The sequence below is a fragment of the Pseudomonas sp. SK genome (genome assembly GCF_012975065.1).
GTDB lineage: Bacteria > Pseudomonadota > Gammaproteobacteria > Pseudomonadales > Pseudomonadaceae > Aquipseudomonas > Aquipseudomonas anuradhapurensis.
In genome coordinates, this window is the sequence record NZ_CP051857.1 from 2,813,903 (window position 1) to 2,838,433 (window position 24,531).

Consider the following 24,531-nt stretch of genomic DNA (forward strand, 5'->3'; position numbering starts at 1 on the left):
CATGTTTTCTGCAGGTGCTGTGGGGTGCATGTATATTGCCACCCAAGATCAGCCCCCAGCGAAGTAAATGTAAATCTCAACTGTTTGCATGAGAGACATTTTGCTTGGTTATCAACGCTAACGTCCAGATTTTATAATGGTAGAGATCTAAAATGAGAAGCTCCTCTATTTATTAATGTTATAAAGGTTGGGCCTGGTTTCCTGTCAACAAGCGGCATGAGGCTAGCCAAGCATGCGCCATGCTCTTCTTATCCGCATGCTGCAATCATGGTGCTTTGCCGTTTAGGGGTGGATGATCAATTCGGGCAGGGATCTTGGCTTTTGACTGAGTGCCCTGATCTTTTAGCTCGTTTTTTCATTTCATAGCCTCGTTCACACCTCTGCTTAGCCTCTTGTACTTGATGTCTATACCTATTCAGTTCTAGGATTATCCTGGGATTCTGGTGAATAATTTCCTGGCTGAGAGTGCTTTTTGCGTTCACTCAGGATACCGTGGATAAGTGAACAGTAAGGTACAAGCCATGCGTCGTTTTCTTCCGTCTCTGTCAGCGTTGCAAGCCTTTGAAGCCGCTGCTCGCCATCTGAGTTTTACCCGTGCAGCGGAGGATCTGCAGATCACACAGAGCGGGGTGAGTCGCCAAATCTCAAATCTGGAAAAACAGCTAGGGGTGGAGCTTTTCCAGCGTGCGGGGTCTCGCTTGATTCTGACCGACTCGGGCAAGAAGTATCTTCGTGACGTGGATGTCATGCTCAATCAGTTGGAAGAAATCACGATTGACATCGTCAGAGGGCGTAAAGCTGACTCGTCGCTGAAGATCGCTGGCAATCCTACCTTCCTTTCCCGCTGGCTAGCACCTCGATTAAAGGAGTTCGTCAAGATCGCTCCAGGAGTGCCCATCGAGATATCGCCGGTCTCCGCAGATATCGATTTTCAGACGTGTGTAACTGACATCGTTATCACTAGGGGCGCAGGGGCATGGGCTGCGGCGCGGTCTGTTGAGTTATTCGCAGAGGAGTTAGTAGTTGTCGCGTCTCCTGATTTGATTGCTCCGACGCAAAAGCTCAATTTCTTGGATTTTTCGCAAATACCCACCCTACAGAACTCCACCAGGCCCAGCCTGTGGTTGCAGTGGTTGAGGGCGTCCCGTACAGAGCATAGCGGGCTGATCCAAGGGGTTCGTTTCCCTCAGAGTGATATGCTCATTAATGCCGCAATCAGCGGGCTTGGCCTTGCCGTCGTTCCAATTCACTATGTGAGAAAGGAGCTGGAAAGTGGAAGGCTTCATCTGCCGTTCGGGGCGCCTGTTCGATCCAGTGACTCCTATTGGATCGTCTGCCCAGAGCGGAAAATGCACAAACATCATGCATTGATTTTTCGTGACTGGTTAATACAACAGGTACGAAAAGAGTTTGGTGTGCCTTCTGTAATGAACGTGTAGCACGGAGCGTGCGAAGCAGTACGTAGTGGTATCGTAGCTGATTATTAGCTTTTTCAGAATTGTCAAGCGCGACTCTCATCATGGCGCGGGTTACTTACCTAATAGACGCCGGATAGATTCAAGCAAGCCAACCACGTCGCCCGTTAATCAGCATTGCAAAAAAGGTGTGACCATAGATTGTTTAAAACCAATTGCTCCCGTTCCTACCGGTTGATTCGAGCTTCCTACTCTTGAATCTTCCGTTGCTCGGGCGTCAGCGCCTTGCTCGTTGGCGTAGGACTGCCACGCTCTGATTGGAGTTGATTCGCCCAGCGACGCAGCGTCGATTCAATCAAGTCGAGTGATCTGGCGGCTTTAGTAAGGCTATAGTCTTGGTCGAGCACTAGGCTAGCAGCCTACTGCTTGAATTTGGGGGAAGGTATGTCCGTTGTCTGCTCATCGAACACCTCTGCGTGGCGATCATTTTCGCCTATAAAGGTGTCCGGGTTAGTAGGCCACTACACCAATCCCTATACCCAGTTGATGCTCAGCTTGAGCTTTTAACCTCGGAGCGGCGCTGTTTTAAGGCCTATCATTTCAGAGACGGCATGGAAAATCCGTTATATGGGCCAGAAATGATGCTCACCTAAATCAGATGGGCACTATGGCCTTTGGCGTGAGGAGGATGTGTTGGCTGGACAGATACGAAGGCTATCGCTGAGGCGGCTGGTCAGCGCGATGTCGAGTCTGCCGGTGGCGTCTGGGGCTTACGCAGGGAAATGATGAATCAGAGCTTCAAGACGCGGATCGATCAGCTCTGGACTGATTACTGTAAGTGATATGCGCTTGCTCACAGCCCCGCAGCTACAGCAATGGAATGCTGTAGCTGATGATGAGGCGGTTTTCGTCAGTACCGCGGGTGAAGTCAGAGCGATAGCTTGCGTTCCGCCAGCGGATCCCCAGGTTCTTCAGTGCGCCACTCTGGAAGACGTACTGCAGTTCGGTATTTCGCTCCCACCCATTGCCAGTGACATTACCAGCAAGCTCGACATCATGACCTTTCACGTAGCGAGACATGAAGGTGAGGCCTGGCATTCCCACAGTAGTAAAATTGAAGTCATACCGAAGCTGCCATGATTTCTCCTTGGCGCCGGCAAAGTCGTTGATCTGGACGAAATTGATCAAATAGGGGTCGGTGCCATCAATGTAAGGGAAGGCTGTGTCCCCTGACATCTGCTGATAACCGACGCCAAAGCCGTGCCCCTTGAGGCTGTACGTCACCATGCCGTTGGCTGACCTGTTGTCTATTTTCCCTGCTGCTGAGCTGCCGCTGTCTCTGCTGATAGCAAGTCGGAGGTCTGCCTTCAACTGGCCTGCAGGCAAGGGAACAGATCCAACAAGTCCGAAGAAGTGCTGGGTGTACACATCCTCAAGTGCCCCGTACTGGTAGGAGCCGACGAGGTTTTTGGAGAAGGTGTAGTCAAAGCCTGCTACGTCGAAATGATCAGCAGCAATGCCGGCCTGAAAGCGGCGATTTTTGTTGTTCAGCATTAGGTCTTGAGCGGCAGTCTGGTCGCGGTCAGTGACTTTTGTGAGGCGACCCGCCACGACATCAAGGGACTCGATTTCCCCAATGCTCAGCAATCCACCTCTAAAGGTCTGCGGGAAGATGCGCCCGTTGTTGGCTTTAACGGTAGGCATGTCCGGGATCAGCGTTCCCACTTCAAGGAGGCTTTCTGAGTACCGGGCTTTCGCTGTCAACCCAAGCTTGGAGTATTCGTCTGTAGCTCTGTCGTCATCGTGAACAGGAAGAAGACCTGTGCCTGTCCGGTCGGGACTGGAATCTAGCTTCAAACCAAGCATCCCAATGGCGTCTATGCCGAAACCAACAGGGCCAGGCGTGAACCCTGACTTTGCGTCGAGAATGAAGCCCTGTGCCCATTCATCGCGCTTGTTCTGGCCTGCACCGTCTCGAAAGTCTCGATTCAAATAGAAGTTCTTCGTTTGCAGAGAGACCTTGGCGTCTTCTATGAGGCCCTCCGCCAATACGGGGGAGGCAAGATTACCAATGCCGAGTAAGGTGCAGACTGGGATGGCGTTACGTGGTTTCATGAATACTCCAGGTGTTATCTGCGCGCCCAACAGATGGGTACGCAAAAACAGCCAAATTGTTTTTTGTTGGGTGGAGTTGCTTGTTTAACTACTGCGCTGTGTGCGTTTCGATCGATACAGACTTGGATCTTTTGAAAAATATTGAGGTGCCGGGGGTTTCCCCCCGCCACCAAGGTTCACTTACGCTCGGCGTTCGTGGCTCCGAGCAGCTCACCAAAAAGGTCAAACGACCGTCAGAACACCCGACCTTCTTGTGAAAGGCCGGGGTCGCAATCTGGCTTCATTGGCGAAGCTGATCACTTCAAACACAGGTGAACTTGCCCACCTATGCATTGCGCAGTTGAGGGAGGCCCTCAGTTGAATACGTCGATGGTTCCAATCGCGATAGCTGCCACGAACATCACCAGACACGTACCGATGCTCCAGCCGATGGACGCTCGCTGGTTGTCGCCGTAGTCAAGGTCGAGCAGTCCACAGAGCAGGTAGGTCGAGGCAACCAGGGGGCTGAGCAGATGGACTGGCTGTCCGATCAAACCGGCGATGGCCATTTCTTTAGCGCCAATGCCGTAATGGCTTGCGGTCTCGGCCAGGATGGGGAGGATCCCGAAGTAGAAAGCGTCGTTGGTCAGCACGTAGGTGAAAGGCATGCTGAGGAACGCCGTGATGACCGACATGAAATGGCCAGCGGATTCAGGGATCACATGGATCAGGCTTTCCGAGATTGCTTTGATCATTCCTGTGCCGGACATGATCCCGACAAAGATGCCAGCGGCGAAGATCAGTAGGGTTACCGCCATTACGTTGTCGGCGTATTTACCGATGACTTCCTTTTGGTCTTTGACACTCGGGAAGTTCACCAAGACGCCCAGGCCGAAGGCGAGCATGAAGAGGATCGGAAGGGGCATGAGGCTGAGCATCATCATGGTGATCAGCGTGATGGTGAGTACAGCGTTGAAGAGAAAGCGCCAATCGGTCAGTTTGAACTCGGTGAAGTGGCTCATGACCTCATCGTGATCGAGTTGCACGACACCTAGGCGACGGCGTTCCCGGCCACCGAGATAGAAGGCCGCGAAAATCACCCAGCCCGCTCCAGCGATCATAAGTGGCAGCATCTCGATGAACAGTTCGGTAATGTCTACGTGCATGGCGCTTGCCGCACGCGAGAAGGGCCCTGCCCAAGGGAGGATGTTCATTACCCCGTTGGTCAGCAATAGAACGGTGGCCAGAACCTGCAGGCTCATCCCTGTGCGTCGGTATAATGGAAGAAGCGCTGCAGTAGTGATGATGTAAGTCGTGGCGCCATCGCCATCCAGGCCTACGCAGATTCCGAGCACTGCAGTGCCGATGACGATCTTCAGCGGGTCGCCTTTCACGCATTTCAAGATCAGCTTGATCAGCGGATTGAACAAGCCTGAATCGGTCATCATGCAGAAGTAGAGGATCGCGAAGGTCAGCATGATCCCTGTTGGGGCCAGCATCTTCACGCCATCGAACATCATGGGGCCAAGCTGGGTTGCAAAACCTCCCAGGCTGGCGAATGCAACCGGCACCAGGATGAGGGCAACCAGTGGTGACAGTCGTTTGCTCATGACGAGATACATGAAGCAGACGATCATTGTGTAGCTCAAAAGTGTGAGCATTTTGCCCTCTTATTATCTGTTTTGTATGAGTCTTAGGGATCGCCAGGCTTTTTTAGGGCCGAGCAAGACCCGTGCGCCATTTGCACAGGGCTGTAGCAAGTAGTCGTTAGGCTGGGGCGTGCGAGAACATTTGCTTCCCAGAGTGACCGGGGTCAGCTCTCAAGATGTGGCCGGTCGACGAGTCGGTGATGTAGAGGCCACGATTGCCCTCACCGCCAAAGGCGAGGTTGGTGAGCGTGCGGCCTTCGGTGCATGACTTGAATCGATAGAGCGGCACAGCGTGGGAATCGAATGCCCACACGCATGCATTGCCTGCATCGCATACATACAGGTTTCCTGACTCATCCAGAGCCATACCGTCTGCGCCACTCACGCCCCCGGCCATGGCAGTGAAGACTCCAACCTTGGAAGTTGTGCCATCGGGTTGAAGCGGGAGTCGCCATACTGCGTTTCCGCGAGTCATCGCTACCAGCAGCGCTTTCTCCTGAAGATCCATCACCAGGCCATTAGGGCTAGGGCCGTTATCCAGCAAACAATCCAGGCGTTGTTGCTCCAGGTCGTAGCGGAAAACTCGACCCGTTGGATCATGCATGCCTGTCTGACCTTGATCGGTGAAGAAGAGGCGCCCCTGTCGGTCAAAGAACAGATCATTTACACCCTTGAAGCCTTCACTTCGGCGATGCGTCAGGAACGGCTCGATGCGTTTGCTGATCGGGTCGAGAACGAGGATCCCACTCTTGTAGTCGGCAATGAAAATTCGCCCGTCACGATGGATTTTCAAGCCGTTAGGCCAGCCGTCGTATTCAACAACCAGATCCCAGTCTCCCTGAGGGGAAATGCGAAAGATTCGGCCATATGGGATATCCGTAACATAGAGATTGCCGGCCTGGTCGAAAGAGGGCCCTTCGAGGAAGCTGGCAACTTGCTGGCCTGGTTTGTTGGCTCTGACCCAGTCGGAATCCCCATCACGCCAAAACTCTTTCGGCAGTCTGCTGAAGACTTCGGTTGGGCGTTCCTCGGGAGGGGCATACAGGCTCACGGCAAATCTCCATGTGAAAACAGACATACGACGCTGAGGCTCAAACGGCAGAGTCTGGGCCAATCTCATCAGTGTACGTTGCCTGGGATATCTTGTTGTTTCGAGCTTTAGTTCTATCTGACAGAACGTCATTGCTCTTGATAGAACACTTTCCAAGCTATTTCCTGCCCTGTCAAGTCTCTTCAGATACTCGTCACTCCACCCCAATTGGCAGTAGCCGAAATGTCTGGCCGTTCATCGACAGTCTCGTTGACAGGTACGAAACTGCGGGTAGATACTAGAACAGAACGCAATTCTGCCTGACAGAACAATCATTAAAAAACAGCGCTCCGCCTAGCAGCCGCACTGCATGAATGTTCGGGCAGGCTCTCCCCAGTTACAGGAGAACCTCCGTGAAAGAAGCGACAGATATCGACATCCTCGTCAGCGAAGTCGGGCCCAGAGATGGCTTGCAGAGCGTCAAGGCCACCATGCCCACCGAGTTGAAGCTGGAGTGGATTTCGGCTCTGGCGAGCGCCGGCTTGAGAGAAATCGAGGTCGGATCGTTTGTATCGCCAAAGCTGCTGCCGCAGATGGCAGACACTGCCCAGGTAGTAGCCCACGCACTGACTCTGCCAGATCTTTTCGTCACTGCTCTGGTGCCGAATCTCAAGGGGGCCGAAGCCGCTTTCAACGCTGGTGTGCACAAGATCACATTGCCCATTTCCGTAAGCGAGCAGCACTCGATCTCAAACATCCGCAAGACACACGCTCAAGTCTTCGATGAGGTTCAGGCGGTGGTTGCCTTGCGTAATGAGCGCTTCCCGAGTGTCCTGATCGAAGCCGGCGTTTCGACAGCCTTCGGATGCACACTCCAAGGTGTTGTAACTGACGACGAGACCATGGCGATTGCCTTGAAAATGGCGGAGTTGGGGGTAGACGAGGTCGGCCTTTCAGACACGGTCGGCTACGCCAACCCCGTTCAAGTGCGTCGACTGTTCACTCGCCTGTTCCAAGAGCTCGGCGCACTCGCAGGCAGTGCCCACTTCCACAACACTCGCGGCCAGGGTCTAGCCAACGTCGTCGCTGCACTGGAAGCAGGAGTGAAGACGTTCGATGGTTCCCAAGGCGGTTTGGGAGGCTGTCCATACGCGCCGGGTGCCTCGGGCAACATCGTCACCGAAGACTTGGTGTATCTCCTCGAATCTATGGGCCTGAGAACTGGCGTAGACATTGATCGCCTTGTTGCAGCGCGTGAAGTGCTTCGCCGTGGGCTCCCGGGAGAGCCTGTTTACGGCTTCATCCCTGATGCCGGGGTTGGCAAGAATTTCATCTATGCGAAGGAGGCCGTATGAGCCGGCAAGAAGAGCAGTCTCTGCCCCTGGAAGGCATCCGCGTAGTCGAGTTCGTCCATATGGTGATGGGCCCGACCTCTGGTCTTCTTCTCGCTGACCTTGGTGCTGAAGTCATCAAAGTGGAGCCTGTGCCGGAAGGGGATAACACTCGCCGCCTCATGGGCTCTGGTGCTGGTTACTGGATGACCTACAACCGCAACAAAAAGAGCTTTGCAGTAGACATCAAGTCTGAAAGCGGCATGGCAGCAGTGAAAAAATTGCTTGCTACGGCTGATGTTGTGACTGAGAACTTCCGGCCAGGCGCAATGAAGAAGCTGGGCCTGGGCTACGAGCAAGTAAAGGCAATCAAGCCCGACATCATTTACAGCTCGATGAAGGGCTTTCTACCAGGCCCCTATGAAAAGCGCACGGCGTTGGATGAAGTTGTCCAGATGATGACCGGCCTGGCTTACATGACGGGGCCTGTTGGCCGACCTCTGCGCGCCGGGGCCTCCGTCAATGACGTGATGGGCGGCATGTTCAGCACAGTGTCGATTTTGGCTGCTCTGCTGCAGCGTAAAGAGACTGGGCGTGGCCAATTCGTGCAGACCGGTTTGTTTGAAAACTCGGCCTTCCTGGTCGCGCAGCACATGATGCAGAAGGTTGTGACCGGCAAAGCGGCGGCGCCTATGCCAAGTCGAATCTCGGCATGGGCGATCTACGACGTCTTTGAGACCGCTGAGGAAGGTGAGCAGGTTTTCATGGGCGTCGTCAGTGACTCTCAGTGGGTATCGTTCTGCCAGGCGTTCGACTTCCCGGAGCTTGGTGGGGACGCTGAACTGAGCCGAAACAACCAGCGTGTTCAGGCTCGTGACCGAATCATTCCGTTGGTGCGGGAGCGCTTGTCTGGAATGAATAAGCAGACGGTGATGGATCTCTGTGAGAAAGCCGGTCTGCCGTTCTCTCCTATCCAGCGCCCTGAAGACATGTTTGAAGACGAGCATCTCAATCAATCTGGTGGCATGGCCGAATTGACTCTTCCCGGTGGTGAGCAGGTCAAGGTGCCAATGCTGCCATTCGAGATGGACGGCCAGCGTTTTGGTGCACGACTGAATGTCCCCGAACTTGGTAGTCACTCGAAAGAGCTGTTGGCTGAGCTGGGCTACGGTAACGACGAGATAACCCAGCTAGAGGCCAGTGGCACGGTCAAATCCGCCTGATCAAAACTGTGGCGAGTCCCTCTGGGGGCTCGCTCTCGGCGGTTTTTCAAGCGTCGAGCTCGAAACGACTTTCGAGCGAAATCAGCAGAACCACTGATGCGGGACGTATCGGATGCCTGCATTCACCGTTGGCCCATCCAGCCACGGTATTCATAACAACAAAACCGAGGATACAGTCATGGCTAACGTCACGACCCCGGATACTTCATTGTCCATGCCACAGTTTGATGTCATTACCCCATTGCAACAGCAAGCGATGAAAAAGGCCGCGTGGCGCCTGATTCCATTGCTTGCTCTGGCCTACTTCTTCAATTATCTGGATCGCACCAGCGTAGGCTACGCCGCGTTGCAGATGACTGATCAACTAGGACTCACGGCTGCCCAGTTTGGCCTTGGTGCTGGCATCATGTTTGTCGGCTACTGCCTGTGCGAAGTACCAAGCAACCTGGCCATGTATCGCTATGGTGCGCGCCTCTGGATGGCGCGGATCATGATCACTTGGGGCCTGGCAGCAGCTGCAACAGCATTCGTTGTTGGCCCTTACAGCTTCTACATCGTTCGCTTCCTGCTAGGTGTGGCTGAAGCTGGGTTCTTCCCGGGCGTGATTTTTTTCCTGACGCTCTGGTTCCCTGCGCAGTATCGAACCCGGGTACTGGCATGGTTTACCGTTGCGACACCAATTTCCTTCCTTGTAGGTGGGCCGTTGTCGATCTGGTTGCTGCAAATGCATGGCACCCTGGGACTTGCAGGTTGGCAGTGGATGTTCATCATTGAGGGCCTGCCTGCGTGTGTGCTCGGCTTGATCACCTTGAAGGTGCTTGCAAATCGTCCTAGTGAAGCGAAGTGGCTCTCTCGGGAGGAAAAGGATGCTCTGACTGGAATGCTGGACAAAGAGAAAGCCAAGTCAGACAAAAGCCATGGTTTTGCTCAAGCCCTCAAGGATCCTCGCGTATGGATTCTGAGCTCCATCACCTTCAGCTTCACCATCGGCACCTATGGTATTGGAATCTGGCTGCCTCAAATGCTCAAGGCGCAGGGTGTCGAGATAAGCCTGATCGGGTGGGTCGCGGCGGTGCCTTACTTCTTCTCGACCATCGGTTTGCTTTTCTGGGCCAAGCACGTTGACCGCACTGGCCGAGGGATTCTCAACTTGATCGCTGCACTTGTGCTTGCTGGCCTAGCATTGATCCTTGCGGTGAACATGAATGCACTGATTCCAGCGTTGGCCGGCATCACACTGGCGTTGGTGGGCACCATCTCGGCGAAGACCATTTTCTACACCTTGCCAGCTAAATTCCTCAGCGGCCAGGCGGCAGCGGGCGGCATTGCCCTTATTAACTCCATCGGAGCATTCGGTGGGTTTGTTGGGCCATACCTGATGGGCTTCCTCAAGGACTACACCCAGTCGTTCACGGCAGGTCTGATGGTTATGGGGTGCATCCTCTTCTTCGCCGCACTTATGGCTCTGTCTCTTAAATTGTTCATGCGCGACGCCTAAGAACGGCGTTCTGGCGAATGGACTAGCTGCTAGCCTGACTGACAGGTAAGGTAATACCCATCTCTACGGCCCCTTCAAAGGGGCCGCTTATTCATGATGACGCCGAGCAGAAGTCTGATGTCGCCAAAAAATGACACCGTGGTAGTCAACGATACGAAGAGTAATGCGGACGGAGGGGTGGCTGCAGTCGATAGGGCTTTTGCCATCCTGAGTGCATTCGAACCTGATCGCACCAGTCTTCCATTGGCCGAAATTGCTCGTCGTACAGGCTTGTACAAGAGCACCATCCTTCGCTTAATGAGCTCGTTGGAGCGAGCGGGTTTCATCAGGCGTTTCGCGGATGGGCAGTACGGCGTAGGTCACGAGCCTCTGCGTTTGGCTCAGATTTACCAAGCCTCGTTCCGACTGCGTGATACGATCTACCCAGTGTTGGAAGCCCTAACTGAAGAAAGCGGGGAAACCTCTTCTTTCTATGTGATTGAAAACGATACCCGAGTCGTGTTGTTCCGGGTTGAACCCAAACGCGCAGTGCGCTTCAGCATTCATGAGGGTGATCGATTCCCGCTACATGCTGGGGCTTCCGGAAAAGTCCTCCGGGCATTTGGCCCGCCAGCTGATCGCGCTTTGGCTGAGGTGCGAGAGCGGTTCTGGGCTACGTCATTTGGGGAGCGCGACCCAGATACATCGTCGATCTCGGCTCCTGTATTCGGTGTTGCCAATGAGTTTAAAGGCGCTCTAACGCTGTCAGGCCCATCCGAGCGCTTCAACAAGGATCAGTTGCAAGCGGCCCGACTGCTTTTGCTAAGGCGAGCGGCTCAAGCCACCAGTTTGCTTGGTGGCAATAATCGCGAGCTGCTTATTGCACTGGAATTAAACGAGAGCAAGTAAGTTGGATAGGGTCAATTCTGCGTCAGGCGGATTATCTGCCTGGCGAAGAAAGCCCCGGTCAGAATCACACCGAAGAGCCGAAGCGTCTGCATCGCTAGCACCATGCCGACATCGGCATGTGTCTCTACCGCGATAATGGCCATGGCATCCAGCCCACCTGGGCTAGTCGCCAAGTACATCGAAAGGAAATCAGTGCCTGTCGCATAGGCCAAAAGCCAGGCACAGCACGCGCAGAGCATAATCAGTATGACTGCACCCAAAATCATCGCTGGCAGGTGCTTAAAGACGTACCGCACGGTAACGCGGTCGAAGCGAAGCCCGATGTAGCAGCCAATGGCGCCATAGGCGATTGCGAGCAGCCAAGCTGGCATCGTGATGTCTAGCACTCCCATCAGTTGCAATACGCCTCCGATCAGGAGCGGCATCAGCAGGGCCCCCGCAGGCATTTTCGTACCTGCCGAAACGCCAACCAGAATTACGGCCAGGCTTAGCGAAACGTTGGAGAGGTCAGTGCCATATAGCGGGCCATCCGATGGCGCTATTTCCCCAGGAATAGCTGCCGCCCCGAGCAGATGACTCACCAGCGAGCCAATCATTACGACACAGACGACCCTGACGTACTGCATGGTCGCCACGACTCGTGAATCGGCACCGTATTCTTCGGCCATGGAAACCATTGCAGAAGCTGCGCCTGGAGCTGTTCCCCATGCCGCAGTGCTACCTGGAATGCCACCGTACCGAACTGTTCCGAGCCCTACCACTGCGCTTAAGACTACTGTCACCAGCGTGGCTAAAAGCATGATGTGCCATGAGTGGGCCAACGAGATCAGAACTGACCAGGTCACGGAATGAGCTACCAATAGACCAACGCAGCCTTGGCCGAAGCGGAAAATGTGCCGATGCAGGCGCATCTGGGCCCCGCACACTCCAAACGTGATGGCGACGAGCATAGGCCCTAAAAACAATCCGGCTGGCACTGCTAACGCGTGAAGTCCTTGCCCCACCGCGCCGGCGATGCCTGTTAGTGCGATCCACTTGAGGATCTGGGGGCGCAGGGCAATGGCGAATTCTGAGGCTTGCAACGAGATGTATCTCCAGGCAATGGCTCCACGTAGCGACCTTCCGCAGGTGGGAGCAAAAATTATCGACGCCTGAACTGATCAAGTCTATTTTCTACTTTCGATAAACCTATAACTGAAATTCATGAATCATGGACTTTCGTGACCTTGCGTATTTCGAGACCATTGCCGAAACGGGGCATCTCGGACGAGCTGCTGAGAAGCTCAACCGTTCACAGCCGGCGTTGAGTAAAAGCATTCAACGCTTGGAGGAGTCCCTGGGCGCCCGGCTTTTTCAGCGAGACGGCAGAAGGATCAAGCTGACCGATGTGGGTGAGCTTTTGCTTGCTAGGGGGAAGCAGCTGCGAATCAACATTGCTGAAACCGAACGAGAAGTCCGGGATTATGCCAATGGCCTGGTAGGCAACATCCGACTGGGATGTGCGGCGAGCATGGCCGAGTATTTGCTGCCACAGCTGGCGGAAGAGCTGTTGGATAGGGCGCCGAAGCTGACCCTCAAGCTATCCATTGGCCAAGATGATGTCTTAAGGGAGTCCCTCAGGGCTGGACGTCTGGATGCAATCATCTGTCCCCTTGTCACTAACGATCCGGAATTCAAGATCTACCCAGTGCTCCAGGATGAAGCTGTGGTCGTCGCCAGCGCTGACCATCCAATTTTTTCGACGCCGTTTGATCAGCAGGAGCTGTGTAGTTACCAGTGGGTGCTGCCGGGGCCAACCGTTACTGCTAGACGCTGGATAGACAACGCTTTCATATCACGGCAGCTTCCACCGCCAAGTGTCCAAATCGAAACTAATTCGATTTCACTGTTGCCCCGACTGATCGCTCGTACCCGACTCCTGAGTTTTCTTGCTCGGGAGACTCTCGAGTTTGGTCAAGGAATGTCCCGACTCAGGGAGGTTCCACTGAGCGAAACAACCATGAGCCGTACAGTTGCGATATCGGTTAGGGCAGAAGGATATCTACCCCCTGCCGCTGCCGCATTGATTGAACTGCTGCAAGAGAAAGGCAGCAGCTTTCTGCAGGATGCGTAAACGTGTTTGGTTGAGCTCACGCAAATCCGTCCGGTCGCAGGCGTAGTTTCGTCACTGGTTGAACCCTCGCAGTGGTTGGCGAATCAAATATGAAACCAATTACTAGATTCGACCTTGTGATCGCTCCTACACATAGGCCACTGACGGGCTGTGCATCGCTACCCTGAGGACTGTTCCATGGATGACACCACCCTGGCTTTCCTTGCCTTTAGCGTTGACCATCCGGAATCGGTAGAGCAGGTACAAGCGCTTACGGAGGAGTATGCCTTGGAGGCCGGTGAATCCTTGCCGGCACTTAGAGACACTATGGTTTCGCAGATTTTGGACGCTGAAGCAAAGCAGCGTGGAATTTCGCTTGAAGCGTTGGTACAACAGCTTACCGGCCAAGCGAGCCAAGTCGTAGAGGTACAGGAAACAGCTCCAGGCCTTGAAAAGTACAACCAGATGCGGGACTTCGCCGCTACTCCTGAGCCTTCAGGGGCGGCCAAGGCCGCGAAGCGAAGCAAGCGCACCGAGCCCCAGGCTTTGCAGTTTTGCGTGCAAAAGCACGACGCCACCAGGCTCCACTACGATTTTCGACTTGAGCTCAATGGCACGCTCAAGAGCTGGGCCATACCGAAAGGCCCCTGCTTCGATCCAAAGGTGAAGCGGCTGTCGGTGCGTGTCGAAGACCATCCGCTCGACTACGCCACCTTTGAAGGAACGATTCCCAAAGGGCATTACGGTGCCGGCGAGGTGATCGTCTGGGATCGCGGTATCTGGATCCCTCAAGGTGATCCGGACGAGGCCTACCGCAAAGGCCGACTCAAGTTCGAACTGCAGGGCGAGAAGCTGTCAGGCCTGTGGAATCTGGTTCGAACCAATATCGAAGGCAAGCAGGAGCAGTGGTTTCTCATCAAACACCAGGATGAGTCGGCCAAACCGCTCGCTGATTACGATGTCGTGTCGGAGCAGCCGAACAGCGTGCTCAGCGACCGAACCGTCATTCCCAAGAAACGAGGCAAGCCTAAATCCTCAGCTCCGAGTGAGTCACCAGATAAAGCCGAGCCGCTCCGAACGGCTCATGCAGTACCGGCAGACCTCCCAGATAAGCTAGCACCGCAGTTGGCCACGCTCGTCGAGTCGAGTCCGCAGGGCAGTGAGTGGCGTTTCGAAATCAAGTTCGATGGTTATCGCATGCTCTGCCGAGTCGAGGGTGACGAAGTGCGCCTGTTCACTCGAAATGGACATGACTGGACTGACAAGCTGCCGAAGCAGGCCGCAGCCATCAAGCAGCTCGGTTTGGAAAGCGCCTGGCTCGATGGTGAGATTATGGAGTCGCGCGGTGTGCTGAACGTTCACTTTGAGACAAGGACACTAGGCCGGACGTTTGGGTGACGGCAACTAGCAAGCGGAGCGCGCAGCCCACGGAGGGGCGAAGGCGTGAGGATGGAAGCCCGGTAGGGCCGTGACCCTGGCATCGCCAGGGTGCGGTACACGACAGCCGCTCCCCGAAGGGGACACGCCCAAGACCCTATCCAATACAGCTGTTGCAGCCGGCTATTGGCTGGAACGGCTGTTGGTATTCGCTGGAGTCGATGTAGCGGGGCGGTGGAGATGCGCGCCGGTTGGATCTGCAATTTGAATGACATCACCGTGCTGCCAGCCATCCGCCTGGGGATCAGCATCAGGAATCCGAATGTCAGCCCGCTCAGCTTTGGTTTTTGCAGCTTCCACACCCAAGCGCCGATTTCGCTGTTCGACCATCGCCGGGTCAGCCTGCCCGTCTGCGGTAAAGCCCATCATCAATTGCGGCACACCCACTGGCAGCGCTTTGTCCTGATCGGTGTGCCAGGTGTGCCATGTCTTCCCATAGGTATGCGCCAGGCGCTCCATCAGAGCATGCTCAGCAGGTGAAGGAATGCCTAGAGCGATCAGCTGCCCAGAGGAGACCTCGTAACCATGGCTGTGCCACATTGCCTTCTCCTTGGGTGGCAATCCGGCAAAGAGCTTCTCGTCAATGATGTACTCGACCCCCATAATCTTTGCGCCCTTCGTGTTTCCATCGATCATTACGCACTGAATGACATCCTCATTCAGGATGGAGCAGTAGTGGTGCGCTTCCATCTGCACGTCCGGATGCCCGTTGTAGAAATGAAAGCCATCCAGGTAGGAAGAATTGCGGGCAAAAGAAAGCCCGCTGCTAGACGGGCGAGGGAGCTTCTATCACACGTAGGGATAACTAACGTTCCCACACCGCATGTGAAAAGGACGTGAATAGTATCGGGGGAGGGCTTGTGCCTACCGCTTACGTGAACCCAAGCTGTGTAAGCCGAAACCAGGCTTTGTGGGATGCTCGGCAATCCTTGCTCAATTTCGGTCAACCTTTCCTCGCACCCAAGAAACATCACAGGGAGCTTCTGCACCAAGCATATGCATTACGTGATATGCATGCCGTGGACTCAGGAACCTTGGCCGATATGCTGGAGCTCGCGGACGAAGCATTGATGTACGCTCACTCTGTCCAAGCTGACAAGCATTGGTAGGCTGGAGGCACGCCTTGGTGTCCAACCTGCCTGCATTTAAGTGGAGGTGGTCTAGCGGTTGCGTAAGGTATCCAACGCAGGTGACCATATGTTATGTCCGCAGCGCTCACACACGACGGAGTCCTGTGATTCATGGAATGTTGCGAATCCGCAGTTGACGCAACAGTGTAGGCCAGCATGTGGCGGTGCCAAGTACTCTGGACGATGTTCGACTGGCAGCACCGACATCCCTGGCCGGGTGTCTTCAGGCCCATAGAAATAAAGACTGAGATCGCCATCGGTTTCCAGTAGGCCGAGTCGAACCTGGCCGAGATGCTCCACACCTTGTTGGCGCAGTTCCATGAAAAGCTCATTGGACGAGATGTTCAAATTCCGAAGCGAATGGATCTCGTACATGCCGTCCTTTACGACCGTGATGGGCAATCCATCGATCCAAGCCTCGCATGTTCTGCTGCGCCTCATCATGTAGACGGTTCCGCGATAGAGAAGCAAAAGCGTGAGGAAAACCAATGCAACCGGGAGGAGGGGGACATCTTCGTAGAAAGTCACATCGCCTGCGGCTGAGCCCAAGGTGAGGATCACTACGAGCTCGAATCGGGACAGCTGTCTGATTCCGCGTCGACCACTGAACTTCAAGAAGAAGAACACAGCCAGGAAGGCAGCAGAAACCCGTAAGGCAACCTCCAGAAGGAAGGTCATCGGAAAGTCGCCTATCAACATCCGTTGCAGATCGAATGTGACCATTCTCTGTTCCATTTTTTAGTATTGATCGAGCGGCGGGCAGGCCGCTTCCCTTGCGCTTGCTCTTTTTTGTGGAGAGCTTGAGATCAAAAAAAATCAATTCTGGTCGCGTTCGACCACGAAGCCTTCGCGTCTGAGTAGCTCTAGATTGGTCGGTTTGAGGGATAGGCGCGTCAGATCATCAACTTCGAACCAGCGACACTCGACGATCTCATGCGAAGGCCTGGGCGCCGCTGTATGGCTCACAGTCATTCGATAGAGCAAGTGCTCTTCGTTGGTAAGGATATGGTGACCCAGAAACTGAGCGCCGGTCAGTTGCAGGCATGTCTCTTCTTGCAATTCGCGGCTCGCAGCCCCGAGCTGGGTTTCCCCTGGATCAATCTTCCCGCCTGGTAACGACCACTCAGGTGCCTCTTTTCGTACAAGGAGAATCTTGCTCTCCTGTAGGCAGATGACAGTGGCGTGCATTTCTCGTGCTTGGATCATCAAGGCTCCTCCGCTATGCAGGGAAGGCCTTGCGAGCACGCCAAAGTTCATACGATGCGTTGAACGGTTTCCCCGGTGACCTCGGCAGTGCCAATATTTGTACTGCCTTAGGGCCTTCCATGCCTGGGATTAGCAATTTTCCAGGTCGATGGAACCTGGTCATGCGGCTGCGTCACACCGCCAATCCCCGGAGGGGGCTAAGAGCCATACTATAGAACGCGACATCGAATGTTTAACGACTCAGAGGCAACCAAATGAAGCGAACACTGCTGGGAATGGCGGAAGCAGGTGAGCCTCTTCTGAAGCAAGCGCTAGAGGCCATCAGAGCCTACAACGAGGCAATAGCACAGGGCCGACCCGAAGCTGATCTCGAGCGCCTTCGCGTTCAGGCGGATCACCTTTACCAGACCGTGATCGACTACCAACTGCACAAAGCCGGTGCTCTCGGCGAGCCAGTGCACTAATCCGAAATATGCCGTCATCAGACCGCTAAACATAGCAATCCTGATTGCAAGGCCGCGCTAAAACAAATCTGCCGACATAGGCGTCCGAGAACAGTACAGCAGGAGCTAACCTATTTGAGGCTATGGTTCAGCTAATCCCATTGACCCAGAGGACTATCATGATGGCGAAGGATCCCAACAGCGTTCTGCCTCCTGATCATCCAATGTACTCGGATGCTGTAGAGGCTATGAAACGTTATCACCAGGCACAAATCGAAGGCATCACCGGGGCGGCGCTCGAGCGTTTACGGCTGCTGGCTGAACATCAGTTTCAGGCCGTTACTGACTATCAGCTTCGCGCTCTTGGCGGCCCAGGCAAACCCAATCATTAGAGATGGTTAAACGCCATAGCGTTTGTTCCCCCCAGATGTGATGCAGTAGCGGCCGCCTCGTGGGCCTATGCAGACCCGACCAGAGGAGCAGGGGCACGATGATCCATATTCATGTGTTGAGTTTCGTACTGGCTGCGGATCAGGGCGCTCCCTTTTGGGCTGCGGTGTGACAAAGCAGTTCGAGCCGCTGCAGAGGTTTTTGTAGGAAATCCACCGTTGCGGCTGGCCGTCGAGGCTGATGCGCGCCCATTCCTGTCTCTGCTCATAGACCTGAACTTTTTCCCCGCGCTTGAGGCTGGAGATCACTTTCCCTCCCGGTTGAGCGCGCAGATTCAGCTTGTCCGCGTTGACGAAATGCTCGGGTGCAGAGGCTTGTGTAGGTTGTGGTTCTGGTGATGAGGTTGCGGCCAAAGTGCTAACCGGTACCTGGCTGATTGGTGGCTCAATTTTAGGCGTATCCTTCTTGCCAATGGCCCAGATCGTCATGAGGAGAACTAACAGCGGCAGAAACCATGATTGACCTTTCTTGCGCATATCCTTTGCACCCTCGAAATAATATCAGTCCTTTAGAAGTGGCCGGCTGGGGCCCGGCGAGCAATTTTCCATCTTCCATCGCCGATACTATTCAGCTTAGCCGAGTGGTGCGGGTACGAACGGCAGCCGCCTTAGCGGTCTCAAGTCGCCTTCCAACGATCACTAAATGAGGGACAACAAGCGGAGCGCGCCAGGTTGATAGGAGGGGCCCGAAAGGTGATTTTTTGGCATGCAACGATGGCTCGAATCCCGACAGCCGGGCTTGCTACGGCACGCCTTCATCGCTCTACAACGCGTTGAACATCCGCTTCAGGGTCTGATGTTCCCACGTGGATAAAAGAGCAACAGGATCTACCCGAGTACCTGGATCGAAATCCCAGCGCTGCCCATCAGGACTCACTGCTCGCGCAGTGGTACGGCTCATCTCCGTCGTTGTAAATCGTAATCAGCCAGCTCTCTATATCGACCTGAAAATGGCTGGCGTAAAGCCGCTCAATGAACTGGCTGCCTACCTTGACCATTGTCCGACGCCCAAGCACCACCTCTCGCAACACCTGGCTAACGTCCCGGGCCGTTAACGCGCCTAGTGGTATGTCGTGCCGGCTAAATTCAGTCATTCGCTGCCTGGGCCTATCAGTGATCAGCCATCGATAATAACCCGCGGCAAAGGTGCCCCGGAAAACACGCAGGGTAGGGGTGGTTCGTGGATGCAGTGACCGGAAGCGGTTGGTGTACAAATGTGCTCCGTGGCGCTAGTGAAGGCTGACTTACTCCATCTCGTGCGTTCAGCCGGCAGGTTGCGCTGCCTCCACGAGGACGGTTCGGGCAATGTGGCGATCGTCTTCTTCTGGAATGCAGCCTTTGACTCGTCTCAGGTGTCCTTCATGTATCGCCCCCGAGATCTGCGCTATGCATCCAACGACACCAGACGGACGCTATTTTGTTGTCAAAGGTCAGCGCTGGCGCTGCACGAACCCTTTACTGACTGAGCAGGAGCGGCAACGCCATGTACATGACCTGATGGATGCTCGACGAGATGTCAAAAGGGCCAAGCGCGCTGACGATTCGAGCATGCTCAAATCTGCGCGTGCGTGAGTGAATGCTGCCAAAGTGCGTCTGGGCGAGCGAGGGCCCGTTTGGTGGGACGACGGCAGCCCGGACTACAATCGCTGTCGGGTAGACCTTTCCCCATGCGCTGATTGGTACAACGCTTCGGATGCCACAAAGGGTGAGTAATGTACGTCGAAAAGACCTTCACACCTCAACAGCTATTTGAAATGGTGTGGGAGCGACCTGTCCTCATCATCGCAAAGGAAATAGGTGTCTCGGATGTGGGCTTGTCGAAGGCCTGCCGCAAAGCGGGTATTACGCTGCCTACCCGGGGTCACTGGGCCAAGCTGGTCTCAAAGCGCCCGCGTCGTCCAAAGCCTCCAGCCTCTACCACGCCTGTCACGTTTCACGTTCTGAATGTCCAGAAGGCTGCGAGGCTGAGGCCAGAAAATGTAATCAAAGACCCTAAAATCTTGGTCGTGCCAACGGAGTTATCTGACCCCCATCCGTTGGTAAAAAAATGGCTAAGTGCAGCGAGGAAGGCCAAAGAGCTCAACAATGCACTGGTGTTCGACAAAACAAAGGTATTGAACTCGCACATCTCCCGGAATGAGGTGGATCGCTGCGCGCTTCTCTACGACAGCTTGATCAAAGCTAGTGAGTCGTCGGGGTACACCTGGGGTATTGGTAGTAACGGCAGCTTCGTGCAAGTCGACGGGGAGGAGCTACTGATCACGATCCAGGAACGGATAAGACGCTTCGATATTCCACCGCCCCCTCCGAAACCTTTCAAGCCTGGGCAGCAATGGAGGCCTGACGTTACCGCGATGAGAGCGGCTCGCTTTGGGTGGGAGCCCACGGGCGTATTTTCCCTCATCGTCGATGCACGATCCGAGGTTCTCATTCAAAAAACTTGGACTGACAGCAAGACAGGAAGGCTTGAGTCGAAGCTCGGTCAGATCCTCACAGGTTTTGCTCGTATCGCCCTATCTGTGAAAGCCCAGCGATCATCCGATGAAGCTAGTTGCCGCCGACGGGCAGAGGAGGAGCGAGTGCGCAAAGAGGGAATTGACCAGCAGCGTCGCTTGGACAAGCTGCGCCAGAATTTGATGAAAAATCTAGAAAGCTGGGAGCGCGCTCAGCGACTGCGAGCGTTCATCCAGGCGACGGTTCAAGGTTCGCCTCCGGCCGAGGCAACTCAAATGGCGTTGGCAATGTGGGTTAGCTGGGCTACACAACAAGTCGAGCTCCTTGATCCATTAAAAGTAGATATCCCGAAAGTTATTGACCTGTCCGTGGACTTGCCGAACTCAGAATACGGCTACTGGAGCAGCAGTAAGCAAGTCGAGGACTGGTGGCCCTGATTTTCATTTGGTTTTGAACTTAAACTGCGTTAGGATTATCTTAAGATCATCTACACATTACGGAGTATGCACATGTCGCGTCTTGCAGAGTTTAGACAGCTTGAACAAAAATTGGCTGCCCAGTTGGCTGAGCTGGAAGCTATGAAGGGCAGCAGTGAGCTTCAGAAAGAAATCGAGTTTGAGACAAAACTGCGTGATCTGCTGAATAAGTACGGCTTCAGCCTCCGTGACATTATCAACCTGCTCGATCCGCAGTCGGGTCGCCGCGCCGCCGCTCCTGCGGTTGTGGAAAAGGCGCCGCGTCGTGCTCGTCAGGTGAAGCAGTACAAAAACCCACACAACGGGGAAATCATCGAGACTAAGGGCGGCAATCACAAGCTGCTGAAGGAGTGGAAAGCCCAGTACGGTGCCGATGAGGTTGAAGGCTGGGTAGCTAAGTAAGACAAGGTTGGCCATCGAAAGCCCCTGCGAGCAGGGGCTTCTGAGCGAGTTTACGGTTTCTTGCCCCGTGAGTTTACTCGATGCACTCGCTGAAGTGCGCTTCGTCAGCGAATCTGGAAATCTTTTTTAATCTACGTCGAGCTGAATTAACGTCGACCGTTTTTCATTTTAGAAATTGAAATTCTGACTGAGTTGCTTGAGCACCCGTCGGAAGCCTGCGTGCGGCGGATGATGTTGCAGGTGTAATTATCCCGCGCATTTCATACTCCAAGCCTATGATTTCACCGTCCCGCTCGAGCTCTTCCATCTCCGTTCTGAGCGTCTTGATCAAGTCACTTACAGACATGCCTGAATCTACACTGAGGGTCAGAGTTAGCAGCGACAATGGGCTCAAGTCTAGGCGCTGACTGATCTGTTCGAACTTTTCGAGTGTAGGGCTAGCTCGTGCCCCCTCAAGTTTCGAAAGGGTGGGGCATTGGCCACGCCGTCAGGGTTCGACAATGATGAATAGATGAGGGCGCTTAACCGCATGACGACCATGCCTGCGACGCCGCGCATGCGCCCTAGATCAGTGGCCTGATAGAGGATGATTGGGAGGTTGCTGGCAACGACGACTGTGATAAAGGTGAGGCCGCCAAACCACTGGGAGTGCCTTTGAGAGAGCGAGGGCACTGAAGGTTCGGGCGTATAGCTCTTCAGGAGTTACTGATAGCCACTTTACGTCTCCGCTCACCATCGATGTAATGGATTAAAACGTGGCGTTCATCGCCCAAGACAGGTTTTCCAGGATCGCTGATTGGGTGTTCTCTGGAAGGCTGGGCCAGTACTTGAAGGCGAAGAAATACGCGAGGCCGGCAATCACGTAAATCGTAAGTGCGAAGGCAGGTACGACATAGCGAATGCTGTAGAGCAGATCAGCAGTCTTTTTCAGGATGTCGGTCATGGGAAGGGGCGCAAGGAGATCGATTGAAGGGCGAGCATACGGATTGGCGCTAGGGAATCTCTTCGTCATGCCGTGTTGCGCCGCTGTGTTACACGACAGATATTTTAGCAAGCTAAGCAACTATAGTGTCAGAGACATTCTGTCGCACATCGGCATCGCCCGACAGACTACGCCTTGCTCAGCGTCACCGGTAATAGGTCATTGTGTGCAGAACAACGCCACGGGTGACAACAAGGCCTGTGCTGCCGGCCGAGGTTTCCGCCATGTCTTGTGTGGTAGCAGGCACCGCAAGTGTCTGGTTGCCTGCATGCGCCCCTAAGGAAAACACCGAATAGAAGATCGCGGGGATCACGCAGCGGGACTTCCATGATGGGTATCGTCTGCGCTAGCGGATGAGTGAACAGGTGAGCATTGTGGACGATTACTAACTGTCCCCGCTCTTCAAGGGAGGGCAGGTCGAACCGCACGCAGCCGGCCTTGAGGTCATCGGCATTCTGAATGACCTCGCGCAGCATCTCTAGCTTTGATGTCCGCGAAGAGACACCGTAGGAACGACTCGCTACAATTCGGATATCTCATGATGGCCTAAAGCAATTACTGCAGGTGGGTCGGGCACTAGCAAATCTACGGGGGAAACATGGATCTGGTTGTTCCGCGAAACCGGTCACTCGAAGACCTGTTGTCGCATGCATCAAGCGCTGATTTGGACGTATTGGCTGACCTCATTACCGATAACGGTAAGGGCAGGGTAGCTCTTGACAGCAAGGTCAAGGCCGCCATTCTCAGTCACAAGGCGCAGGGTAAGCTGCAATCTATTCCTGATGTGCTTGAGGCCGAAATCCGTTCGTTTGGCAGCAACAGCATCGCCACGTTCTTCCGGTCGAGTGGAGTGGCATACATGGAGCTTGCGACGGATGTGGCGAAAAAGCTGGATGGAAAACCCGGCTCATCTCATGACATCTATGCCGTTGAAGAAATGATTATCGGCCTGGCAGTTAAGAAATATATCGGGGACGTGGCGGCGGTGGACTACCGGGATATCGCAAAGCTTTCGGCGTACATCGCTCAGATCGTGAAAGGCCTGATTTCCGCCGCGGGCGCTATTGGCGGCATTGCGGCTACCGGTGGAGCTGCGGGCGTGGCTGGGGCCGTGGGTGGGCGCCTGCTTTCGCTGGCAGCCCCTCCATTGGCGCTTGGCGCTGCTGGGGCTGCGATCTACCAAGCCACGTCACCTGCATTTCGCATCACCACTCCCGCAGTGCTTCAGGTGGCCAAAATTCGCCGGGCCCGATATGAATCAGATTTCGCAACCTATTCGGAGAAGCTACGCGCATGTCTGTGATAAATGAAGAGCTGCTGCGCTCCCTTCCAAACCTTCCGGATATCCTAGCCAAGCTCAAAAGCGGAGAATATGAGTTGTTTGGCGGTGTGGTTCGCCATGCCAAAGGGACTGAGAGAGGCGGGCAGATCGTTGGGCATCTTCTCTTCCCAGGAGATAGCCAACAAACCCAAGCGCAACTCCAACAGCTCCAGGACACCCTCTCGAATGGGTTGGGTTCGCTCCAGAGCGGGATGGATCACCTGCAGCAGAGCATGAGCGTGCTGCAAGGTTTGCAGACAGCCAATCTGGTGATGACCGGCCTGAACCTCGCGGTCACCACAGCTGGATTTGTGATCGTATGTCAAAAGCTGAATAAGATCAGCGCGCAGATCCAGGCTCAATCCCAGACTATTGCTGAAACATGGAAATTAGTCAGCGAGACTCACGAGCGTGGCCAGCTAACGGATGAAGCGCAGTTTCGATCCTTGCTGTTATCCGCCCGGCAGTTCTGTGAAGAGGGAGACGTTCAGCAGCTCAAAGCGCTCATCCCTGCTTTCCACAAGGAGTATCAATTCACGAAGCTCATTCTTGAGCGGCACGCCGCTATACCCGCAAGCACCGTTCAGCGCCTGAGTGACATCAAGTTGCTGCAAGATCGCCTAGTCAACCTTGGCCTTGCGTTTTCACACGTTCAGGCAAAATCAGGCGCGGTGAAATACGCTCATGAGTCGCTAGCCCAGCTTGAGGCGGATATCCGGACTTTGAATATTAACCGCATTGAAGGTTTGACCAGCGACCACGCCGCCGCGTCCGCGATCTCCCAAAAGCAATTCGCCGATGTGACAGACTTCTTGCAGCACGGGAAGCAGATGATGCCCGCGCTGGCCTACCAGGCCGAGGTCATTACCCTGGAAACCAAGCACCCGGGCCTACTGCAGAAGGCATCCACCTCGAGAGAGATCATGTTCCTGGCGGCCTGAGTCGTATCAGCCTCAGCGCATGGTTTGCAGCGCCATCGAGTCGAAGGCGATGGTGGGGGAGTCGTCCTGG

General features: G+C 54.6%; 20 protein-coding genes and 4 pseudogenes. 14 read left to right on the plus strand and 10 right to left on the minus strand.

The features are described 5' to 3' along the window. The first annotated feature begins 521 nt into the window (after nucleotides 1–521). Nucleotides 522–1,439, plus strand: a complete 918-nt coding sequence (locus HG549_RS12995) for a LysR substrate-binding domain-containing protein (protein WP_170029858.1) — start codon at nucleotides 522–524, stop codon at nucleotides 1,437–1,439. A gap of 227 nt (nucleotides 1,440–1,666) precedes the next feature. Here HG549_RS12995 and HG549_RS13000 read toward each other — a convergent pair. From HG549_RS13000 to HG549_RS13015, 4 genes and pseudogenes are all read right to left on the minus strand, one after another. After that, nucleotides 1,667–1,822: pseudogene (locus HG549_RS13000) on the minus strand (transposase); the annotation flags it as partial. Between the two features lie 460 nt (nucleotides 1,823–2,282). Next, nucleotides 2,283–3,530, minus strand: coding sequence for an OprD family porin (locus tag HG549_RS13005; protein WP_170029860.1), 1,248 nt, complete (start codon nucleotides 3,528–3,530; stop codon nucleotides 2,283–2,285). A 353-nt stretch (nucleotides 3,531–3,883) separates the two neighbouring features. Further along, nucleotides 3,884–5,170: a CitMHS family transporter gene (locus tag HG549_RS13010; protein WP_170029861.1), complete on the minus strand. Its 1,287-nt coding sequence runs from the start codon at nucleotides 5,168–5,170 to the stop codon at nucleotides 3,884–3,886. A gap of 106 nt (nucleotides 5,171–5,276) precedes the next feature. Further along, nucleotides 5,277–6,209, minus strand: a complete 933-nt coding sequence (locus HG549_RS13015; RefSeq protein ID WP_170029862.1) for an SMP-30/gluconolactonase/LRE family protein — start codon at nucleotides 6,207–6,209, stop codon at nucleotides 5,277–5,279. 392 nt (nucleotides 6,210–6,601) lie between these two features. Here HG549_RS13015 and HG549_RS13020 point away from each other — a divergent pair, with 392 nt between their 5' ends. From HG549_RS13020 to HG549_RS13035, 4 genes are all read left to right on the plus strand, one after another. Further along, complete coding sequence (locus tag HG549_RS13020) at nucleotides 6,602–7,543, plus strand: hydroxymethylglutaryl-CoA lyase (RefSeq protein WP_170029863.1); 942 nt, start codon at nucleotides 6,602–6,604, stop codon at nucleotides 7,541–7,543. Further along, nucleotides 7,540–8,742 carry a CaiB/BaiF CoA-transferase family protein gene (locus tag HG549_RS13025; protein ID WP_170029864.1) on the plus strand — a complete coding sequence of 401 codons (1,203 nt, stop codon included), beginning with the start codon at nucleotides 7,540–7,542 and terminating at the stop codon, nucleotides 8,740–8,742. Before HG549_RS13020 ends, HG549_RS13025 begins: the two co-directional genes overlap by 4 nt. Nucleotides 8,743–8,854: 112 nt before the next feature. Then, nucleotides 8,855–10,240 (plus strand): MFS transporter, encoded by a 1,386-nt coding sequence (locus HG549_RS13030; protein WP_256666126.1) that lies wholly within the window; start codon nucleotides 8,855–8,857, stop codon nucleotides 10,238–10,240. A gap of 93 nt (nucleotides 10,241–10,333) precedes the next feature. Then, the gene (locus HG549_RS13035; RefSeq protein ID WP_256666127.1) at nucleotides 10,334–11,128 is read left to right on the plus strand and encodes an IclR family transcriptional regulator; all 795 of its coding nucleotides are present in this window, start codon (nucleotides 10,334–10,336) and stop codon (nucleotides 11,126–11,128) included. A gap of 11 nt (nucleotides 11,129–11,139) precedes the next feature. Here HG549_RS13035 and HG549_RS13040 read toward each other — a convergent pair whose 3' ends face one another. Further along, nucleotides 11,140–12,210 (minus strand): AbrB family transcriptional regulator, encoded by a 1,071-nt coding sequence (locus tag HG549_RS13040; protein WP_170029865.1) that lies wholly within the window; start codon nucleotides 12,208–12,210, stop codon nucleotides 11,140–11,142. 128 nt (nucleotides 12,211–12,338) lie between these two features. Here HG549_RS13040 and HG549_RS13045 point away from each other — a divergent pair, with 128 nt between their 5' ends. Both HG549_RS13045 and HG549_RS13050 read left to right on the plus strand, forming a co-directional pair. Next, a complete protein-coding gene (locus HG549_RS13045) occupies nucleotides 12,339–13,241 on the plus strand; it encodes a LysR family transcriptional regulator (RefSeq protein ID WP_170029866.1) in 903 nt (300 codons plus the stop codon). 177 nt (nucleotides 13,242–13,418) lie between these two features. Beyond that, nucleotides 13,419–14,555 (plus strand): annotated as a pseudogene (locus HG549_RS13050) (DNA polymerase ligase N-terminal domain-containing protein); the annotation flags it as partial. A 225-nt stretch (nucleotides 14,556–14,780) separates the two neighbouring features. Here the strand turns inward: HG549_RS13050 and HG549_RS13055 are convergent. The 3 genes and pseudogenes from HG549_RS13055 to HG549_RS13065 form a co-directional block, all read right to left on the minus strand. Beyond that, a pseudogene (locus tag HG549_RS13055) lies at nucleotides 14,781–15,398 on the minus strand (OBAP family protein); the annotation flags it as partial. 419 nt (nucleotides 15,399–15,817) lie between these two features. Next, nucleotides 15,818–16,510 (minus strand): DUF421 domain-containing protein, encoded by a 693-nt coding sequence (locus tag HG549_RS13060; RefSeq protein WP_170029867.1) that lies wholly within the window; start codon nucleotides 16,508–16,510, stop codon nucleotides 15,818–15,820. A gap of 93 nt (nucleotides 16,511–16,603) precedes the next feature. Next, nucleotides 16,604–16,993 (minus strand): NUDIX domain-containing protein, encoded by a 390-nt coding sequence (locus HG549_RS13065; RefSeq protein ID WP_170029868.1) that lies wholly within the window; start codon nucleotides 16,991–16,993, stop codon nucleotides 16,604–16,606. 254 nt (nucleotides 16,994–17,247) lie between these two features. Here HG549_RS13065 and HG549_RS13070 point away from each other — a divergent pair, with 254 nt between their 5' ends. Both HG549_RS13070 and HG549_RS13075 read left to right on the plus strand, forming a co-directional pair. After that, nucleotides 17,248–17,457 carry a hypothetical protein gene (locus HG549_RS13070; protein WP_170029869.1) on the plus strand — a complete coding sequence of 70 codons (210 nt, stop codon included), beginning with the start codon at nucleotides 17,248–17,250 and terminating at the stop codon, nucleotides 17,455–17,457. 161 nt (nucleotides 17,458–17,618) lie between these two features. Next, nucleotides 17,619–17,828, plus strand: a complete 210-nt coding sequence (locus HG549_RS13075; RefSeq protein ID WP_170029870.1) for a hypothetical protein — start codon at nucleotides 17,619–17,621, stop codon at nucleotides 17,826–17,828. 6 nt (nucleotides 17,829–17,834) lie between these two features. Here the strand turns inward: HG549_RS13075 and HG549_RS13080 are convergent, their stop codons facing one another. After that, complete coding sequence (locus tag HG549_RS13080) at nucleotides 17,835–18,362, minus strand: SH3 domain-containing protein (protein ID WP_170029871.1); 528 nt, start codon at nucleotides 18,360–18,362, stop codon at nucleotides 17,835–17,837. 909 nt (nucleotides 18,363–19,271) lie between these two features. On the opposite strand from HG549_RS13080, the pseudogene HG549_RS26000 reads away from it, so the two are divergent. The 3 genes and pseudogenes from HG549_RS26000 to HG549_RS13090 all read left to right on the plus strand — a co-directional run bounded on the left by HG549_RS26000 (nucleotide 19,272) and on the right by HG549_RS13090 (nucleotide 21,217). Continuing rightward, nucleotides 19,272–19,598, plus strand: a pseudogene (locus tag HG549_RS26000) (hypothetical protein). After that, entirely contained in the window at nucleotides 19,598–20,776 is a 1,179-nt protein-coding gene (locus tag HG549_RS13085) for a hypothetical protein (RefSeq protein WP_170029872.1), read from the plus strand. The pseudogene HG549_RS26000 and the gene HG549_RS13085 overlap by 1 nt, the downstream one beginning before the upstream one ends. A gap of 72 nt (nucleotides 20,777–20,848) precedes the next feature. Next, nucleotides 20,849–21,217 (plus strand): histone-like nucleoid-structuring protein, MvaT/MvaU family, encoded by a 369-nt coding sequence (locus tag HG549_RS13090; protein ID WP_170029873.1) that lies wholly within the window; start codon nucleotides 20,849–20,851, stop codon nucleotides 21,215–21,217. Between the two features lie 748 nt (nucleotides 21,218–21,965). Here the strand turns inward: HG549_RS13090 and HG549_RS13095 are convergent. Further along, nucleotides 21,966–22,160 carry a hypothetical protein gene (locus HG549_RS13095; protein ID WP_170029874.1) on the minus strand — a complete coding sequence of 65 codons (195 nt, stop codon included), beginning with the start codon at nucleotides 22,158–22,160 and terminating at the stop codon, nucleotides 21,966–21,968. 637 nt (nucleotides 22,161–22,797) lie between these two features. Here HG549_RS13095 and HG549_RS13100 point away from each other — a divergent pair. Next, a complete protein-coding gene (locus HG549_RS13100; RefSeq protein WP_170029875.1) occupies nucleotides 22,798–23,502 on the plus strand; it encodes a hypothetical protein in 705 nt (234 codons plus the stop codon). Next, entirely contained in the window at nucleotides 23,493–24,461 is a 969-nt protein-coding gene (locus tag HG549_RS13105; protein ID WP_170029876.1) for a hypothetical protein, read from the plus strand. The genes HG549_RS13100 and HG549_RS13105 overlap by 10 nt, the downstream gene beginning before the upstream one ends. Nucleotides 24,462–24,531: the final 70 nt, after the last annotated feature.

Coding starts and splice junctions, on each gene's coding strand:
- HG549_RS12995 (WP_170029858.1), top strand. CDS start 522: ATGCGTCGTTTTCTTCCGTCTCTGTCAGCGTTGCAAGCCTTTGAAGCC.
- HG549_RS13005 (WP_170029860.1), bottom strand. CDS start 3,530: ATGAAACCACGTAACGCCATCCCAGTCTGCACCTTACTCGGCATTGGT.
- HG549_RS13010 (WP_170029861.1), bottom strand. CDS start 5,170: ATGCTCACACTTTTGAGCTACACAATGATCGTCTGCTTCATGTATCTC.
- HG549_RS13025 (WP_170029864.1), top strand. CDS start 7,540: ATGAGCCGGCAAGAAGAGCAGTCTCTGCCCCTGGAAGGCATCCGCGTA.
- HG549_RS13030 (WP_256666126.1), top strand. CDS start 8,855: ATGCCTGCATTCACCGTTGGCCCATCCAGCCACGGTATTCATAACAAC.
- HG549_RS13035 (WP_256666127.1), top strand. CDS start 10,334: ATGATGACGCCGAGCAGAAGTCTGATGTCGCCAAAAAATGACACCGTG.
- HG549_RS13045 (WP_170029866.1), top strand. CDS start 12,339: ATGGACTTTCGTGACCTTGCGTATTTCGAGACCATTGCCGAAACGGGG.
- HG549_RS13060 (WP_170029867.1), bottom strand. CDS start 16,510: ATGGTCACATTCGATCTGCAACGGATGTTGATAGGCGACTTTCCGATG.
- HG549_RS13065 (WP_170029868.1), bottom strand. CDS start 16,993: ATGATCCAAGCACGAGAAATGCACGCCACTGTCATCTGCCTACAGGAG.
- HG549_RS13070 (WP_170029869.1), top strand. CDS start 17,248: ATGAAGCGAACACTGCTGGGAATGGCGGAAGCAGGTGAGCCTCTTCTG.
- HG549_RS13075 (WP_170029870.1), top strand. CDS start 17,619: ATGGCGAAGGATCCCAACAGCGTTCTGCCTCCTGATCATCCAATGTAC.
- HG549_RS13080 (WP_170029871.1), bottom strand. CDS start 18,362: ATGCGCAAGAAAGGTCAATCATGGTTTCTGCCGCTGTTAGTTCTCCTC.
- HG549_RS13085 (WP_170029872.1), top strand. CDS start 19,598: ATGTACGTCGAAAAGACCTTCACACCTCAACAGCTATTTGAAATGGTG.
- HG549_RS13090 (WP_170029873.1), top strand. CDS start 20,849: ATGTCGCGTCTTGCAGAGTTTAGACAGCTTGAACAAAAATTGGCTGCC.
- HG549_RS13095 (WP_170029874.1), bottom strand. CDS start 22,160: ATGACCGACATCCTGAAAAAGACTGCTGATCTGCTCTACAGCATTCGC.
- HG549_RS13100 (WP_170029875.1), top strand. CDS start 22,798: ATGGATCTGGTTGTTCCGCGAAACCGGTCACTCGAAGACCTGTTGTCG.
- HG549_RS13105 (WP_170029876.1), top strand. CDS start 23,493: ATGTCTGTGATAAATGAAGAGCTGCTGCGCTCCCTTCCAAACCTTCCG.